Genomic DNA, 16,208 nt, shown 5'->3' with positions numbered 1-16,208 from the left:
ACCGCCATGCTGTGCGCGATCGGCTTAGCATGACGGCAGACGCGGCCGTCAGACCTCTTCGTAAAGCGGCAGCGTGAGGAAGTCGACGAAGTCCTCGCTCGTGCTCATTGTCTCGAAGATCACGGCCGCGCGGTCGTACGTCGGTGCGACCTGCCCCACGAGTTCCTTGACGTTGGCGAGTTCCTGCGGAATCAGTTCGCGCACCAGTTCGGCGGTGACCTTGCGGCCGTCGTCGAGCTTGCCCTTCGGCGAGCGAATCCACTGCCACACCTGCGAGCGCGAAATCTCGGCGGTAGCAGCGTCTTCCATCAGGTTGTGGATCGGCACGCAGCCGTTGCCCGCCAGCCAGGCGCCCAGATAGTGGATGCCGACGTTGATGTTGTTACGCAGCCCGGCTTCGGTGATCGGCGCTTCCGGCTTGAACTCCAGCAGGTCGCGGCCCTTCACGCTCACGTCATGACGTTGCTTGTCGATCTGGTTCGGACGATCGCCCAGCACCTTCACGAACTCTTCCATCGCGACCGGCACCAGCCCCGGGTGCGCGACCCAGCCGCCGTCGTAACCGTCGGTCGCATCGCGCGCCTTGTCGCTGCGAATACCCGCCATCGCCTTTTCGTTCGCTTCCGGGTCGCCCTTGATCGGGATCAGCGCGCTCATGCCGCCAATCGCAGGCGCATTGCGACGGTGACACGTCTTGAGCAGCAGCAACGCGTAAGCGCGCATGAACGGCACCGTCATGTTGATGCGGCTGCGGTCGGCGAGGCAGAAGTCGGCGTCGACCTTGAACTTCTTGATGCACGAAAAGATGTAGTCCCAACGGCCCGCGTTCAGGCCCGAGCTATGCTCGCGCAGCTCGTACAGGATTTCGTCCATCTCGAATGCGGCGAGCACGGTCTCGACCAGCACCGTCGCCTTGATGGTCCCTTGCGGCACGCCCAGCTCGTTCTGCGCAAGCACGAACACGTCGTTCCACAGACGTGCTTCGAGATGGCTCTCCAGCTTCGGCAGGTAGTAGTAAGGACCGAAACCACGCTCAAGCGACGTCTTCGCGTTGTGGAAGAAATGCAGGCCGAAGTCGAACAGGCTGCCCGACATACGCACGCCGTCTACGCTCACGTGCTTTTCGTCGAGATGCCAGCCGCGCGGGCGCACGATCAGCGTCGCGACCTTATCGTTGAGCTGGTAGTGCTTGCCGTTCTGCTCGAGGCTGATGGTGCCGCGCACGGCGTCGCGCACGTTGATCTGCCCTTGCAGCTGGTTATGCCAGTTCGGAGTGTTCGAGTCCTCGAAGTCGGTCATGTAGCTGTCCGCGCCCGAGTTCAGCGCGTTGATGATCATCTTGCGCTCGACCGGCCCGGTGATCTCCACGCGGCGGCATTGCAGCGCATCCGGCAGCGGCGCAATACGCCAGTCTGCGTCGCGGATGGCCTGCGTCTCAGGCAGAAAATCGGGCACTTCACCGGCATCCAGACGCGCCACGCGCGCTTCACGGGCGGCGAGCAACGTCTGACGTTGCGACTCGAATGCGCGGTGCAGCTTCGCGACGAACGCCAGCGCTTCGGGGGTCAGAATGGCTTCGTATTCGGGATGGATATCGGCGGCGTCGACATGCAGTTGCATGCCCGGGGGCAGACTCAAAGGCATCAGGGATCTCCAACAGCTTGTTTATGTTCGGAAGCACGCCGCAAGGAAGGGACTTCAGGGGCTTTGCACGAGGCCCTCACACCTCATTGGGCATGTAGGACGCGTACTTCCGTCAATGCCGGGGGATCGCGCGATCCGACAGCATTGCCCGCCGATTCTATTATTGATGCCGATCATCATAAAGATGCATAGAAATCACTTTATCTATGACTTTTTAGTACATAATCGGCGTCATGGATCGCTTCAAACAAATCGAAACGTTCGTTGCCGTGGCCGCCAGGGGCAGTCTGTCCGGGGCTGCGGCGTTGGAAGGCGTGGCCCCGGCCGTGATCGGGCGGCGCATCGACGCGCTCGAATTCCGGCTGGGCGTGAAGCTACTTGTACGCACTACCCGGCGCGTGACGCTGACCTTCGAAGGCTCCGCCTTTCTGGAAGACTGCCAGCGCATTCTCAACGAGATGCACAACGCCGAAGCGGCCGTGTCGGCGGGCGGCGTGAAGGCCAGCGGGCATTTGCGACTGTCGGCCCCCGCCGGGTTCGGGCGACGCCACGTCGCCCCGCTGCTGCCTGTGTTCATCACGTCGCATCCGGACGTCACCGTCACCCTCGATCTGTCGGACCGGCTTGTCGATCTGGTCAACGAGGGCTTCGACTGCGCTATCCGGCTTGGTGAGTTGCCCGACTCCAGCCTCGTCTCGCTGCGTCTCGGTGACAACCGACGCGTGTGCGTGGCGTCCCCCGACTATCTCGCTGCGCACGGCCATCCCGAATCGCTCGACGACCTCGCCCGTCACAATTGCCTGGCGTTCGGCTCGACGGCCAACCAGCAGCGCGGCTGGACCTTTGCGCAGGACGGCAAGGTCGTCACCATCCGCGTGAACGGGACGATGGAATGCACCGACGGCGCGGTGCTGCACGATTGGTGTCTGGAGGGCTACGGACTGGCGTGGCGCTCGTGGTGGGAGGTGGGCGACGACATTCGCGCCGGTCGGCTGACAACCGTGCTCGATGCATTCGCCGCGCCGCCCATCGGTATCCACGCCGTGTTTCCTCAGCGCCGTCACCTGCCGCTGCGCGTGCGCCTGTTCATCGACCATCTCAGGCATCACTACGGCAGTTCGGCATACTGGCAAGACGACGCGTCTCAAAATTTGCACGAAAGCGTGCATCAAAGTGCGTAGCCGTTCGCATTCACACGCGTCGATTTGACGCATGACGCGAGACGCCCGGCCAGCAGGGACGAGGGCCGCAGGCTGGTGCTCGACGAGATACGCGTGAGGAACGTTTGTTGCGGCTAGCCCCTCTCAATATCGGGTTTGCCCCCGTTGTTGCGTCGCGCCGAAGCCATAAAATCGAAGCGAAGGGTCCGCAGGCGATGCCGGACAGGCATCGAAAGCTGCAAGACAGCGGACTGGGTGCAAGACCGTGATACCTGCGCGAGCCTGTGAACGCGTGTTCAGCAACGCCAACTGCGGGAGGTCATATGTTGTTTACCCACATCCTCATTCCGACCGACGGCTCGGAGCTATCCCAAAAGGCTGTGACAGGCGGGCTCGAACTGGCCCGCGCCCTGAACGCCAGAGTCACCGGCTACTGCTGCCTCGCCGAGTATCCCTACTCCCCATTTAGCGAATACGTGCTCGAAGCACCGGCCACGTTCAGTGAACGCATTGCCGAAGAGGCCTGCGCGCATCTCGACGATCTCGCACAGGCGGCCGCCGCAGCGGGCGTGCCCTTCGACCGCGACAGCTCGACCTTCCCCGCCCCGTATCTGGGCATCATCGACGCAGCGGAGCGTCACGGGTGCGATGTCATTCTGATGGCCTCGCACGGGCGGCGTGGCCTCACCAGTCTGCTGCTCGGCAGCGAGACACAACGCGTGCTCGTGCACTCGAAGATTCCAGTCCTCGTCTATCGTTGATTGCGCTGATGAAGTGGATGGCCTCGATGCCATCGACATCGTCGGCACCATGAAAAAAGGCCCGTGAGCGGGATAAGCTCACGAGCCTCTTCTCGTTCAGGCGTGCAGCGCAGTCATGACGGCGACGGGAACGCCGCCCCAACTGCCCCGGCCGGATAAGCCGGACGCGCGGTCCTGACGCGATACTGTTCCGCCAGCGTACGACGTGCCCCCACGCGCATCGCCGCTGACGGGCGCATCGCGCCCTCCCTCAGCCCTGTCAGGCTGCCTTGACCTGCGCCTTCTTTTCGTCGAAGAACTGTTCGTCCTCCGTCGAACCCTTCAGGGCCGTGGTCGATGCGTCGCGCTCGATCGTTTGCGTGACGGCATCGAAGTAGCCCGTACCTACCTCGCGCTGGTGCTTGACCGCCGTGAAGCCCTTGTCGGCGGCGGCGAATTCGGCTTCCTGCAACTCCACGAAGGCGCTCATCTGACGACGGGCGTAGCCGTGCGCCAGGTTGAACATCGAGTAGTTCAGGCTGTGGAAGCCGGCCAGCGTGATGAACTGGAACTTGTAGCCCATCGCACCGAGTTCCTTCTGGAACTTGGCGATGGTCGCGTCGTCGAGATTCTTCTTCCAGTTGAACGACGGCGAGCAGTTATACGAGAGCATCTTGCCCGGGAAGTGCTTGTGGATGCCTTCCGCGAATTGCTTGGCGAATTCGAGATCCGGCTTGCCGGTTTCGCACCACACCAGATCGACGTACGGTGCGTAGGCCAGACCGCGAGCGATGGCCTGATCCAGACCGTTACGCGTGCGGTAGAAGCCTTCGACCGTGCGCTCGCCGGTGCAGAACGGCTGGTCGAGCGGGTCAACGTCGGCCGTGATCAGGTCGGCCGCTTCGGCATCGGTACGGGCGATGAGCACCGTCGGCACGCCGAGCACGTCAGCAGCAAGACGCGCCGCAACGAGCTTCGCGACAGCTTCACGCGTCGGCACGAGCACCTTGCCGCCCATGTGGCCGCACTTCTTGACCGAGGCAAGCTGGTCTTCGAAGTGAACGCCGCCGGCACCGGCTTCGATCATGGCCTTCATCAGTTCGAAGGCGTTGAGCACGCCGCCGAAGCCGGCTTCCGCGTCGGCCACGATCGGTGCGAAGTAATCGATGTAGCCTTCATCGCCCGGATTCTTGCCTTCCGACCATTGAATCTGATCGGCGCGCGTGAAGGTGTTGTTGATACGGCGCACGACTTGCGGCACCGAGTTGGCAGGGTACAGCGACTGGTCCGGGTACATTTCACCGGCGACGTTGGCGTCGCCAGCGACTTGCCAGCCCGACAGGTAGATGGCTTCGAGACCTGCCTTGACCTGCTGCATGGCCTGATTGCCCGTGAGCGCGCCGAGCGCGTTCACGAACGGCTTCTCGTTGATCATGCTCCACAGACGCTCGGCGCCACGGCGGGCCAGCGTTTGTTCCGGCTGGATCGAACCACGCAGGCGCACCACGTCTTCGGCCGAGTAGCCACGCTTGATGCCCTTCCAGCGCGGATTGTTCGCCCAGTCCTGTTCGAGTTGCTTCACTTGCTCTTGGCGCGTCGTCATGATGATCTCTCCTGGTTTCTCGATACAAATAAAAGAAGGTGACTCTTTGCTGCCCTGTGATCGCCGACCCTGCGGTTGACCGCACTCGGCGTCTCCAAATCGGCAGGTCTTGTATAAGAGTTTAGGGATTTCTCATGCAACGCAACAGAACGAATCAGCGTTCAATCACATATTTTTTATCAATAAAAATCAAATACATAACAAAATAATTTCTTGATGTGAAACGTTATTTTCCTTCCTGAAATCACCATGTTGTGCCAAGCAGCGCAAATTTTTACGCACCGCAAAGGCTTTTCACATCATGAAAAAGGCCGATGACGCAGGTCATCGGCCTTCGGGGAGCCTCGCGAGGGGCCCGCGCTATGAAGCCGCGCGGCTCGTCGACGGCACGGTCTTCGGCGGCTTGCACACCAGCCAGACGGCCAATGCAATGAAACATCCACCAAAGAAGTGAGCCATCGTGACGGCCTCGTTCAGGAACAATGCGCCCCAGAGCACGCCGAACGGCGGAATCAGGAAAGTGACGGTCAGCGAGCGCAACGGGCCGAGATCGGCGATCAGACGGAAGAACAACATATAGGCGACGGCGCTGCACAGGAAGCCGAGCGCCGCCATAGCAGCCCACACGCCGCTGGTGGCTGGCCCGGGAATGCCTTCCGTTGCGGAGATGTAGCCGAAGAACGGCAGCAGAACGATCGCCGCACCCAACTGGCTGCCGAACGCCACGAGCTTGGCGTCGAGACCGCCGCGTTCGGTGATCCAGCGCTTGGTCAGATAACCGGCAAGGCCGTAGCACGACGTGGCGACGAGACACGCCAGCGCGCCCATCACGACCGGGCCGGACATCGTAACCGGACCGGTGCGCGTGAGCACGGCCACGCCGATCAAGCCCAGCAGTACGCCCAGACTCTTAGCCCCCGTCAGACGCTCACGGAAAAACAGCGTGCCGATCACAACGCCCATCAGCGGCGTGGTGGCATTGAGAATCGCGGAGTATCCGGCGGGCAGCACGCGCGCGGCGAGGCAATACATGACGAACGGAATGCCCGAATTGATGACGCCGAGCACCATCGCGGCTCCGAGCAACCCTTTGAACTCCCAACGAACGCGCATCGCCAGCAGAATAACCGCGAGCCCGATAGCGCCGAGCGTCACGCGAAAGAACGCGGTCGGCAGCGGCCCAAGCGCAGGCACGATGATGCGCATGAAAAGAAAGCTAGCTCCCCAGATGGCGGAGAGCGTCAACAAACGGGCAATGTCGGATGAACGCATGGCAGGACAGACGGCGCGAGCGGCCGCCGCGAGAGGATCGGAATGCTTGAATCCTCCCACATCGGAACGGGGAGCGCTGGTCATAATCGGACATGGCGACGTCTGCCCGACGAAGGTGCTGCGATGCGCCGACACCATCAAATGGTGAATCGCCCCATCCGCTTTTCGGAATTCGCGTATTGAAAGGCCAAAACGTCGTGCGATATGGTCGTGAGTCGAACCTCCGGAGCTTCACACGATATGACTTATCGAAATTTGCAGGCGCATTCTCATCGAACGCCCCTCCACCCGATTCCCCGACCCCGTTTGCAATATCGCGGCCCCGCAAGCACGTACGTCCCGCGAGGATACGACCTGTGGAATCACTATGAAATCAGTTGGATGGATATGCACGAGCGACCCCAGATCGCCGTCGTGGAACTGGTGATCCCGTGCGACTCGCCTTACACATTGGAGATGGCAGACGCGCAGCGCTATTTCCTCGCACTTCGAGAGTGCCGTTTCGAATCGACGGAAGCACTGGAATCGCATATCGCGTCGGAATTGTCGCGATCGCTTCAGGCCTATGTCCTCGTGCGCAGCACGCCGGTGCGCCAGGCGGTGCGCATGACCGCCGCATATGGGCCGGTACCGCGATCGCTGGATACTGAGCCCGTTGGCGTGGTTCGAGGTGGCGTTGATGCCCATCTGTTGCGCTTCCATCGCGACGCCACTACCTTGCCAGCGCCACCGGCCCGCGAATGTCTAACCTCGGATCTGTTGAGCGTAAGGTGTCCTCTCAGCGGGGGCGTCGACTATGGCACGGTATGGTTTGACTATACAGGCCTGCCAATTTGCTCACGTTCGCTTATGGCGTACGTTCTCTCCTTTCGGGATAGCGAGATGTACATCGAGCAATGCGTGGAGACGCTCTTTGCCGATATCCTCACGCAATGCACGCCGTCACGCCTGTCCGTCGGCGCACGCTTTACCCGCCGTTATGGGCTCGACATCAATCCCGTACGCTCGACGCACGGCGTCGCCATCACCAATCAACGCACCGTTCGTCAATGACCGTATGACCGATCTTGCTCCGACGTTGTCTCCCGAGCGCCTCGTCCCCTTGCGGCAGGCGACACACATCACACCCGCCGTGATTGTGCTGGCCATCGGCTTCGTCAGTTTTCTCCTGATATCGAATGCGCTGGGCGCGCGCGTGTGTGAAGTCACGCTGCCATGGACCGTTGCAGGCGAGCCGTTCCGGCTCACGTTTTCCGCCGCGCTGATCAGCTTCCCGTTCGCCTATCTCTTCTCGTCGGTACTGACCGAGGTCTACGGTTATCGCATCAGCCGGGTTGTGATCTGGAGCGGCCTTGCCGCAAATCTCGTGATGCTTGTCTTTCTCTGGTTGACGGCTATGCTGCCAACCGACCCCACATGGGCCGCCCAAACCGGCTTCACTGACGAGGTGCAACGTCACTGGTTCGAGTCCATCGCACATATGTTCCTGGCGTCGGTGTCGGCGTGTCTCGTCGGAGAGTTCGCCAACGCAGCAACGCTGGCGCGCATGAAGATCGCGATGCACGGCAGGCTGGCGAGCCTTCGATTCATCGTCGGCAGCGCGTTGGCGGCATTGCTCGATTCCGCCGTCTTCGTGGTTGTGGCGTTCGCTTACGTACTCGACATCGACGCCATGACGCGCATGGCCGGGCTCGAATTCGTCTTCAAATGTGCCCTGCAATGGCTCGTTCTGCCGATGACGGTCGGCCTCGCCCGATGGCTCAAACGCACGGACGGTATCGATCATTACGACATCGGCACGTCGCTGAACCCGTTCGGCTTTCGCTTGTCACGTGCGAAAGCCTCGGGCAGTCGTCAATAGCGGCGGCGGGCCTCGCCAACTACGCTGCGTCGGCGTCCCGTGCCTGGCGATAGGCGATCCAGTCACCGTTCGGGATGCGGGGCAACTGGCTGACGGCTGCTGCGTCCACCGGATAGACGATGCACGCGTACGTGGCACCGGCGCACGCTACGTCAAGCATCTCTCGCACGAACAGGCCTGCCTCGCCCGGATAGACGGCTTCGATTTCGTCGAGCACCGGGATCAATGCCGCGTCTATCCGATAGACGTCACCGGTCACGCGCTCGTCCAGGCCTGCGCCCAACACCATACCCGGATAGCTACCAAAGTCGTAAAGCTGGCCGCCCAGCGTCGAAGTGCCAACGTACGTCGGTGCCGCAATACCGTGACGCTCCGCCGCGCGCATCATGTCGTTGATCTCTCCCGCGCGCAACGTGCCATAGACGAAGACGTGCACGGCATCGGTCCGCGCATCGACCGGGATGGATTCGACGGACACCGCTTGGTCAGCGGGTGCAGCGGGTGCAACGGGCGCGAGGCTAGGCATGACATGCATCCGGTTCGAAAGTGACAGGCAACGAGTTTACACTTACAAAATTCCAATTGTCCCCATCACACGTCATGCCGACGCTTATGTCTGCGCCAGCCGGTCCGACGGATGCCGAGCCGCCGGGCCTCGAACCCCTGCCCGCCACTCAGGCCGAGTTCGACAACTACGTCGTACCGGACACCTTCACGCCGACACCGTCGCGCCCGGTGCGCCTGCGCGCCCGGCCGTTGCGCGATGGCATCCGTGTTCCGAATCATCGCCACGCGTGGGCACAAGTCGCCTACACCCCACGAGGCGTCATCCAGATCGCCGTGGCCGACGCCGCGTGGATTGTGCCGCCTTCACGTGCAATCTGGATTCCACCTGACATCGAACACAGCCTGCTCGTCAACGAGCCGTCGTATTTGCGCACGCTGTATGTGCATCCCGACGTGATCCCCTCGGGTCTCGATCAATGTCGCGTGGTGGAGGTCTCCGCGCTGCTGCGGGAATTGATCGCCGCCATCGACGTGCCGGGCCCCGATCTCGACCCGCCGCGCGAGCAACTGCTCGGCGCATTGATTCTCGACGAACTGCGACGCGCCTCCCCGCTGCCACTGGAAGTCCCGCTTCCCCGCGACAAGCGCCTGCTCACGTTATGTACGGCCATGCTCGCCGATCCGGCCCGCGCCTGGACGCTCGATCAATGGGCGCGCTTCGCCGGTGCCAGCCCGCGCACGATCGGACGTCTGTTCCGTCAGGAATTGAATATGAGTTTCGTGCAATGGCGTCAGCAGGCGCTGCTCGCGCAGGCGATTCCGCTCGCGTCCAAGGGCTATCCGCTTTCGCGTATCGCGCGCGAACTCGGCTATCGGAGTCAGAGCGCGTTCTCCGCGATGTTCAAGCGCACCTTCGGACGTACGCCGACCGACTTCTTCGCCACCGCCCCCGACACTACATTTGTCGGAACAGATGAGCGTACTGACGACTGACCGCCACGCGGTCTTTGCGGCGTTTGAGTTTGAGTGTCAGACGTCCGAGCGGCGTATGCTGCGCGCTCACGACTTCCCCCACATTGACGACGGTGCTGCGATGCACCTGCCAGAATCGCGACGGATCGAGCTGCGGCAATAGCTCGCGCAGACTCGTGCGGATGAGCAGGTCGCCTTCGACCGTCGCCACCAGGACATACTTGTCCGCCGCTTCGAAAAAGCAAATCTCCTCGACGGGCACGATCCGAATCTCGTCGCGCACCGACGCACGCACGAACTGGAGATACTCGCGGGGATTCTGTCCGCTTTGACTCGCCTGACCCGCCTGTCCCGCCTGACTCACCTGTCCGGCAGGCGCGCTCCGGGCTGAATCAGACAGCCGCCCCTCTCCCGCGTCCAGATGGGTACGTAAGGTCGTCAACAACTTAGAGAGCGTATCGCCCGTCGGCGCGGCCAGCCGTTCGCGCACACGCGCGACCGTCCGGGCCAGACGCTCCGGCGCCACCGGCTTGAGCAGGTAATCGACGGCCGCCGCGTCGAAGGCGTCCAGCGCGAACCGGTCGAACGCCGTCACAAACACGATCTGAGGCGGACGGCTCAATCGCGCACACGCTTGCGCAACCTCGATGCCGGTCGCACCCGGCATTGAGATGTCGAGAAACACCACGTCCGGTTGCGACCGGGCGATGGCCGCAATCGCCGACGTGCCGTCAGGTGCGACGGGCAACATCTGCAACTCGGGCCATGCCTGCGCGAGCATGGCGCGCAACGCGTCGGCGAGCAACGGTTCGTCTTCGGCAATCAGGGCGACGGGGGATGTCATGCACTCCACTCTCTGCGACTAGAAACTTCTGCCATTTGCGCTGCCCGTTTCGGCTCCCTGCCCGGGCGATGCCACAGGCAAGCGCAATGTGGCAACGACGCCTCGCGGTACGCCCTCGGTGAGCGTGAGTCGTGCGCCGTCGCCGTAGAGCACCCGCAGGCGCTCCCGGATATTCGTCAGGCCGATGCCGAACGTACGTTCCGCCGCATCGCCGCCAGTATTCGTACCTTCAACGGGAAAGCCTGCACCGTCGTCCGTCACGCGCACCACGATCTGGTCCATGCCGGAGGCCGTCCGTTCGCACCACGCGCTCACCGCCACGCGCGCACCACCCGACAGCGGTTCGACGCCGTGCTTCACCGCGTTCTCCACCAGCGGCTGCACGAGCATGGGAGGCACACGCATAGCACGGCATTCGTCAGGCAAATCGAACGTGTAACGCAGACGCTCACCGAAGCGCACCTGCTGGATGGCCAGTAACGGTTCAAGCAACGCAAACTCGTCTGCGAGCGGCGTGGTCTGCGAGCGGGTCGCCGCCAGCGACGCACGCAAGAAGCGATTCAGGTGGCCGAGCAGTACACGCGCCCGGGCCGGGTCGCTCGCGATCAGCGAATCGAGATTTGCCAGCACGTTGAACAGGAAGTGCGGCTCCAATTGCGCCTGAAGTGTCTGCAGTTGCGCGTACACCAGTTGACGGTCGGCTGCGGCTTCGCGCAACGCCTGATGCGCCGTCTCCTCACTCAACTGTGCGATGCGCGCGCGCGACCAGCCGTGATAGCTGCCAATCGCCGTCGCAATCAGCGCGATCAGTAAAACGATGGGCATCGAATGGCCGTTGACTGGACGCCACATCGCGATCGGCAGACCCAGCAATATCGTCCCCATCGCAATGCCGAGCGCCAGACCAGCTGCGCAACCGAACGCGACGAGCAGCAGGAACCCCGCCATCGACGGTCGCGCATCGCGCCAGATCAACCGACGTCCGCCGTCGATAAACACCGTGATGGCAATGCCGATGCACTGCGCAAAGACCAGATTCTGAATGAACGAGCCGCCGAAGCCGATGAACCAGAGCGCCAGCGCGATGGCCGTGTTGAAAAGCAGCACACCCACGAGTTCACGCGCAAATCGAAGCCACAGGCCACGCGTCTCGATGACGCGGCCCGCCTGCGCGGCCTGAGCGGCCTGAGCGGATTGCGATGATTTCATGGTCGACGTCATTGTTGTGCGCCTCCGGCTTCGCTCCAGCCCGATCCTGCGATCATGGCGAGCAGGCCCTGCCCGGACTTCGGCCGCTTGGGTGCTTTATCAGCTGTCTCGTCGTGCGCTCGGGCTGGTGCATCGTTTTGCACCTGGTGAATCCCGTCACTGTGCCCGTCAGCCAGCGTCTCTCTATGCGTCTGTTCTAGTGTCCCTAACGGCCGTGCATCATGTTGCCACATCTGCGCGAACGCGTTGCTGAGCGTGCGCCCGGGCACCGCCACAGCCGCGACGCCCGCGATGACCAGCCCGGTAAACAGCCCCATCATCTGCCGCCGATGCGCCATCACGTCGCCGCGCCGAATCGCCAGTACCGCAAGCGCCAGCCCGACCAGCACGTACGCCGAAAGCGCATGCAGCCACGAAAAGTTGCCGCGACCCAACTCCCGGATGCCGAAGCTCGTCGCGGCCGTCGCCGTCATCGCCGACACCCACAGGCGTCCCGCCCACCGGTGCCGGGGCGTGCCGCGCCGCATGAGCAGAATGCCCGTGCCTAACAAGACGGCGGCCGTCGCTACCGCCACGTGGATCGATACTATCGTCGTCATGACGTCCTCACAGGGTTCGAATCATGACCTGACGATAAGCAAGCACCGCGCGCCTCGCAGCCCGCTTGCGACGAACGGTTTGCCGTCGACGCCAACCGCAGCCTCGCCAGCGCGAATGGTGGCGCGAATGGCGCGCGCATTGTCACGCCCCCCACGACCACCTACGAGACGACGCGGTGGTCGCGCATTTTCGCCGACGATTGTGACAGGACGACGCATCGCCTCACGCACGAAAAAAATCCCCGCGCCTCTTTCGAAACGCGGGGATGATTCGGACCGCCAGCCGGTGAGGCTTACTCGGCGGCGGCCTCGGTCGCCTTGTTCACCTGCGCGGCGGTCTCGCCATCGAAGGTGAAGCGGCCATTGCGCCAGTCGACTGGGATCGTGTCCTTCGGGCCAAACGTGCCTGCGAGAACCAGCTTGGCGACCGGGTTCTCGATCTCTTGCTGGATCGCACGCTTGAGCGGTCGTGCCCCGAACACCGGGTCGAAGCCTTCGCGCGCCACATGCGTGAGCGCCGCCTTGGTGACTTCGAGATTCATATCGAGCTTCGCCAGACGCTGACGCAGGATCTCGATCTGAATCGTCGCAATCGACTCGATATGCTTCTGGTCGAGTCCGTGGAACACGACGACTTCGTCGATCCGGTTCAGGAACTCCGGACGGAAGTGATCCTTGATCTCCGTCCACACAGCGTCCTTGATCCGCTCCTGCGGCTCGCCCACCATCGACTGAATCATCGACGAACCGAGGTTCGACGTCATCACGATCACCGTGTTCTTGAAGTCCACGGTACGTCCCTGACCGTCGGTCATGCGGCCATCGTCCAGCACTTGCAGCAGCACGTTGAAGACGTCCGGGTGCGCCTTCTCGACTTCGTCGAGCAAAATCACGCTGTACGGCTTACGACGCACGGCTTCCGTCAGATAACCGCCTTCCTCGTACCCGACGTAGCCCGGAGGCGCCCCGATCAGACGCGCCACACTGTGCTTCTCCATGAACTCGCTCATGTCGATACGGATGAGGTGATCCTCCGAATCGAACAGGAACATCGCGAGCGCCTTGCACAGCTCGGTCTTGCCCACACCGGTCGGCCCGAGGAACAGGAACGAACCGTACGGACGGTTCGGATCCGCCAACCCCGCACGCGAACGACGGATGGCGTCGGCCACAGCCGTAATGGCCTCGTCCTGTCCGATCACGCGCTCGTGAAGCTTGTCTTCCATCTTGAGCAGCTTCTCGCGCTCGCCCTGCATCATCTTCGACACCGGAATGCCCGTGGCGCGCGAGACGACGTCCGCAATCTCTTCCGTGCCCACTTGCGTGCGCAACAGACGCGGCTGCGACTGCTGACCTGCCGCTTCGGCGGCGTCGGCGTCCTTCAACTGCGCTTCGAGCTGCGGCAGCTTGCCGTATTGCAACTCGGCCACCTTGTCGAGCTTGCCTTCGCGTTGCAGCTTGGCGATATCGGCACGCACGCGGTCGATCTCTTCCTTGACCTGCGCGCTGCCCTGCACCGCCGCCTTCTCGGCCGTCCACACTTCTTCGAGGTCGGCGTACTCACGCTCCAGGCGCGAAATCTCTTCCTCGATCAGTGCCAGGCGCTTTTGCGAGGCTTCGTCCGTTTCCTTCTTGATGGCTTCGCGCTCGATCTTCAACTGGATGAGACGACGGTCGAGCTTGTCCATCACTTCCGGCTTCGAGTCGATTTCCATCTTGATCTTCGACGCAGCTTCGTCGATCAGATCGATGGCCTTGTCCGGCAGGAAGCGATCGGTGATGTAGCGCTGGCTGAGTTCAGCCGCCGCAACAATGGCCGGGTCGGTGATCTCCACACCGTGGTGCAGCTCGTACTTCTCCTGCAAACCGCGCAGGATCGCGATCGTCGCTTCGACGCTCGGCTCTTCGACCAGCACCTTCTGGAAGCGACGCTCCAATGCGGCGTCCTTCTCGATGTACTTGCGATACTCGTCGAGCGTGGTGGCCCCGATGCAATGCAACTCGCCGCGCGCAAGCGCAGGCTTGAGCATGTTGCCCGCATCCATCGCACCTTCGGCCTTGCCTGCGCCGACCATCGTGTGAATTTCGTCGATGAACAGGATCGTGCGGCCTTCGTCCTTGGCAATGTCGTTGAGCACGCTCTTCAGGCGCTCTTCGAACTCGCCGCGGAACTTCGCTCCGGCCAGCAGTCCGGCCATGTCGAGCGCAAGCACGCGCTTGTTCTTGAGCGACTCCGGCACTTCGCCGTTGACGATACGTTGTGCGAGCCCTTCCACAATGGCCGTCTTACCCACCCCCGGCTCACCGATGAGCACAGGGTTGTTCTTGGTACGGCGTTGCAGGATCTGGATCGTGCGACGAATTTCGTCGTCGCGGCCGATCACCGGATCGAGCTTGCCGGACGCGGCGCGCTCGGTCAGATCGAGCGTGTATTTCTTGAGGGCTTCACGCTGGTTTTCAGCATCCTGACTGTCGACGGATGCACCACCGCGCACGCCTTCGATGGCAGCTTCCAGCGATTTACGGGTGAGGCCACGGCCGCGCGCGAGCTTGCCCGTGTCGCCCTTGTCGTCGGCGAGCGCGAGCAGGAACATCTCGCTGGCGATGTAGCTGTCGCCATGCTTCTGCGCTTCTTTGTCGGCCTGGTTGAGCAGGCCCGCAAGTTCGCGGCTGACCTGCACGTTGCCGTCGGTGCCCTGCACCTGCGGCAACTTCGCAATGGCCGTTTCGATGTCGTGCGCCAGCGGCTGAACCTGCACGCCTGCGCGCTGCAACAACGAGCGCGCAGCGCCCTCGGGTTGTGCGATCAGCGCGGCGAGAAGGTGCAGCGGTTCGATGTATTGCTGGTCGCGACCGACTGCCATGCTTTGGGCATCAGCCAGCGCTTCCAGGAACTGCGTGGTGAATTTGTCTTGTCGCATCTAGTGCTCCGGTAAGAAATCTCTCTGGATCGGATGTGCGGACAAGCCCCTGTGGTTTCAAGGGGCATTACAGCGCGACGATTGACATTTCGCGCAACGCCGGACGAGACGCCGGCTTCAGGCTTGCCGGGCGGGGAAGACGACGGAATCGCCGCCCTGCGCCGGACGCGTGGTGCGTTGGGACAACCGCAGGACACGCCCGGGTTTGAAGCTCATAATAGCTACTTTCAGCACGCCGCACCATGCGTCATCCGGGCACCTGAACAGCCCGTATGACACCATTGTCGGCCCCTCCACCCGCCGAAATGTCCGCCGATTCCACGCTTCCGACGACCGTAAGATCTGCCGGCCAGCCCGCCATCGACCCACTGGAATGGCCGACGGCCCCGGCCGCCCGTATTGCCGATATCGACGAGGACGCCGTACGCCTGCTCGTCCACACGTTCTACGGACGCATTCGCGACGACGATCTGCTCGGCCCGGTATTCCGGCAGGCCCTCGAAGGCCGCTGGGACATGCATCTGGAAAAGATGGTCGCGTTCTGGTCGAGCATCGTGCTCGGTGCCAAACGTTACCGCGGCAATGTGACGCAGGCGCATCAGCCTTTCGGGCATCTCAGTGGCGAGCACTTCAGCTGCTGGCTTGCGCTCTTCTTCGATACGCTCGACAAGCTGTTCGAGCCGCAAGCGGCGTTCGCCTTCGCGGAACCGGCCATCCGCATCGCGGAGAGCCTTCAACTGAACCTGTTCGGATGGGAATACACGTTGCCGCCCGCGCAGCGCGCCTTGCTCGACAGCATCAAGCAACGACGGCCGACTCGGCAGCACGATTGATACGATCGACGAAAATCAGAGCATTTCGGCGACGTTATTTGAC

At 62.5% G+C, this 16,208-nt stretch carries 14 protein-coding genes; 6 read left to right on the top strand and 8 right to left on the bottom strand.

All coding sequences use genetic code 11. From position 1 onward, the window contains the following. Nucleotides 1–48: 48 nt before the first annotated feature. Nucleotides 49–1,644, bottom strand: coding sequence for a malate synthase A (gene aceB, locus PCO31010_RS23480; RefSeq protein WP_150666378.1), 1,596 nt, complete (start codon nt 1,642–1,644; stop codon nt 49–51). A gap of 233 nt (nt 1,645–1,877) precedes the next feature. Between aceB and PCO31010_RS23475 the strand changes: the two genes are divergently transcribed. Both PCO31010_RS23475 and PCO31010_RS23470 read left to right on the top strand, forming a co-directional pair. Continuing rightward, entirely contained in the window at nt 1,878–2,825 is a 948-nt protein-coding gene (locus tag PCO31010_RS23475; RefSeq protein WP_150666377.1) for a LysR family transcriptional regulator, read from the top strand. 305 nt (nt 2,826–3,130) lie between these two features. Next, nucleotides 3,131–3,565, top strand: a complete 435-nt coding sequence (locus PCO31010_RS23470; RefSeq protein ID WP_174985109.1) for a universal stress protein — start codon at nt 3,131–3,133, stop codon at nt 3,563–3,565. Between the two features lie 259 nt (nt 3,566–3,824). Here the strand turns inward: PCO31010_RS23470 and aceA are convergent, their stop codons facing one another. Continuing rightward, nucleotides 3,825–5,147, bottom strand: coding sequence for an isocitrate lyase (gene aceA / locus PCO31010_RS23465; RefSeq protein ID WP_150577848.1), 1,323 nt, complete (start codon nt 5,145–5,147; stop codon nt 3,825–3,827). 360 nt (nt 5,148–5,507) lie between these two features. Then, nucleotides 5,508–6,419, bottom strand: a complete 912-nt coding sequence (locus tag PCO31010_RS23460; RefSeq protein ID WP_150666376.1) for a DMT family transporter — start codon at nt 6,417–6,419, stop codon at nt 5,508–5,510. A gap of 204 nt (nt 6,420–6,623) precedes the next feature. Here PCO31010_RS23460 and PCO31010_RS23455 point away from each other — a divergent pair, with 204 nt between their 5' ends. Beyond that, on the top strand, nt 6,624–7,472 hold the full coding sequence (locus tag PCO31010_RS23455) for an NADPH-dependent 7-cyano-7-deazaguanine reductase QueF (RefSeq protein ID WP_150666375.1): 849 nt from the start codon (nt 6,624–6,626) through the stop codon (nt 7,470–7,472). Nucleotides 7,473–7,476: 4 nt separating this feature from the next. After that, nucleotides 7,477–8,280, top strand: a complete 804-nt coding sequence (locus PCO31010_RS23450) for a VUT family protein (RefSeq protein WP_174985092.1) — start codon at nt 7,477–7,479, stop codon at nt 8,278–8,280. Between the two features lie 19 nt (nt 8,281–8,299). On the opposite strand, the gene PCO31010_RS23445 is transcribed toward PCO31010_RS23450, so the two are convergent. After that, nucleotides 8,300–8,806 carry a gamma-glutamylcyclotransferase family protein gene (locus tag PCO31010_RS23445; RefSeq protein WP_150666373.1) on the bottom strand — a complete coding sequence of 169 codons (507 nt, stop codon included), beginning with the start codon at nt 8,804–8,806 and terminating at the stop codon, nt 8,300–8,302. 74 nt (nt 8,807–8,880) lie between these two features. Between PCO31010_RS23445 and PCO31010_RS23440 the strand changes: the two genes are divergently transcribed. Continuing rightward, nucleotides 8,881–9,780: an AraC family transcriptional regulator gene (locus tag PCO31010_RS23440; protein WP_246184748.1), complete on the top strand. Its 900-nt coding sequence runs from the start codon at nt 8,881–8,883 to the stop codon at nt 9,778–9,780. Here the strand turns inward: PCO31010_RS23440 and PCO31010_RS23435 are convergent. The 4 genes from PCO31010_RS23435 to clpB all read right to left on the bottom strand — a co-directional run bounded on the left by PCO31010_RS23435 (nt 9,743) and on the right by clpB (nt 15,332). Next, entirely contained in the window at nt 9,743–10,603 is an 861-nt protein-coding gene (locus PCO31010_RS23435; RefSeq protein ID WP_150666372.1) for a LytR/AlgR family response regulator transcription factor, read from the bottom strand. The genes PCO31010_RS23440 and PCO31010_RS23435 overlap by 38 nt on opposite strands. 18 nt (nt 10,604–10,621) lie before the next feature. After that, nucleotides 10,622–11,812 (bottom strand): sensor histidine kinase, encoded by a 1,191-nt coding sequence (locus PCO31010_RS23430; protein ID WP_174985089.1) that lies wholly within the window; start codon nt 11,810–11,812, stop codon nt 10,622–10,624. Between the two features lie 8 nt (nt 11,813–11,820). Continuing rightward, nucleotides 11,821–12,411, bottom strand: a complete 591-nt coding sequence (locus PCO31010_RS23425; RefSeq protein WP_150666370.1) for a DUF2306 domain-containing protein — start codon at nt 12,409–12,411, stop codon at nt 11,821–11,823. Between the two features lie 293 nt (nt 12,412–12,704). Then, nucleotides 12,705–15,332: an ATP-dependent chaperone ClpB gene (clpB, locus tag PCO31010_RS23420; protein ID WP_150666369.1), complete on the bottom strand. Its 2,628-nt coding sequence runs from the start codon at nt 15,330–15,332 to the stop codon at nt 12,705–12,707. 305 nt (nt 15,333–15,637) lie between these two features. On the opposite strand from clpB, the gene PCO31010_RS23415 reads away from it, so the two are divergent. Then, nucleotides 15,638–16,165, top strand: coding sequence for a group III truncated hemoglobin (locus PCO31010_RS23415; protein ID WP_246184747.1), 528 nt, complete (start codon nt 15,638–15,640; stop codon nt 16,163–16,165). The last annotated feature ends 43 nt before the right edge of the window (nt 16,166–16,208 follow it).

This window comes from Pandoraea commovens (genome assembly GCF_902459615.1).
Taxonomy (GTDB): Bacteria; Pseudomonadota; Gammaproteobacteria; order Burkholderiales; family Burkholderiaceae; genus Pandoraea; species Pandoraea commovens.
Note: the sequence above shows the minus strand (reverse complement) of the source record. Positions and strands in the feature narration are given on the sequence as shown.